Source organism: Streptomyces sp. DH12, from assembly GCF_020873895.1.
In the GTDB taxonomy this organism is placed as follows: domain Bacteria; phylum Actinomycetota; class Actinomycetes; order Streptomycetales; family Streptomycetaceae; genus Streptomyces.
Genome location: NZ_JAHWGT010000191.1, coordinates 1 through 825 on the forward strand (window position 1 = coordinate 1; position 825 = coordinate 825).

2 protein-coding genes are annotated in these 825 nt (G+C 77.6%); both read right to left on the bottom strand.

Going from position 1 to position 825, the window contains the following annotated elements:
* On the bottom strand, positions 1-662 hold a 662-nt coding region (locus LPA54_RS33435; RefSeq protein WP_267487930.1), incomplete at its 3' end, for a beta-ketoacyl synthase N-terminal-like domain-containing protein.
* A complete protein-coding gene (locus LPA54_RS43075; protein ID WP_368857878.1) occupies positions 659-817 on the bottom strand; it encodes a phosphopantetheine-binding protein in 159 nt (52 codons plus the stop codon). The genes LPA54_RS43075 and LPA54_RS33435, both read right to left, overlap by 4 nt.
* Positions 818-825: the final 8 nt, after the last annotated feature.

An 825-nucleotide genomic window follows, 5' to 3' on the forward strand; every position in this document is an offset into this window, starting at 1 on the left:
TGGGCCAGCGCCCCGGCACGGCGGAACGCCTCGGCCTCCACCGGGGACAGCTCGGCCGCCGGGGCGACGACGAGGACCCGGTCGGCCCAGCCGGCCGCGACGGTGCGGGCCGCCTGGATCAGAGCGAGGGCGCCTGCCGCCGACGCCCCGCCGACGAGCCAGCCCTCCCCGCGGATGCCGGTCAGCTCGCTCACGGTGCCGATGACGTCGGCGTCGAGGTGGGTGAGCGCGTAGGAGGCGCGCAGCCGGCCCGGCGCACGGTGGTGGCCCAGCACGGTCTCGGCCTGGTGCGCGAGGGCGAGGTTGCCGCCGGCGACGAGCAGGGCGGTGCCCTCGGCGAGCTGGTCGTCCGTCAGGCCGGCGTCCCTGACGGCACGGAGGGCCACGCAGGCGGCGCTGCGTGCGGGCAGCGCGGCCCGGCCTGCGGTCCTGCGCAGGCGCGCCGCGGTGTCCGGGGCGTCGGCGAGATGCCGGCCGGCCCAGCCGCCGAGGGTGAACCCGTCGAGCGCGGCGACGGGCAGGGTGTCCGGTGCGCCGTCCGGGAGCGTCACCGCGCTGCGGCCGTCGAGCAGGGCGGCGGTGAAACCGTCCAGGTCGTCGGCGAGCGGGCTGAGGACGGCGGCGGCGGTCACGGCCACGGCGCCGGGAACCGGCGGGGTCATGCGCGGGCGCTGAGGGACCGGCGGAACACGCCGACGAGAGACCGCAGGTCGCCCGCGCCGGTCAGTTCGCTGTTGGGCACCTTGACGCCGAGTTCCTCCTGGGCGGCGATGACGACGTCCATGCGGTCGATGGAGTTGGCTCCCAGGTCGCGCATGCTGTGGT

Excerpts from the sequence above, each read along its gene's own strand:
- LPA54_RS43075 (WP_368857878.1), bottom strand. The coding sequence starts at position 817 with ATGCGCGACCTGGGAGCCAACTCCATCGACCGCATGGACGTCGTCATC.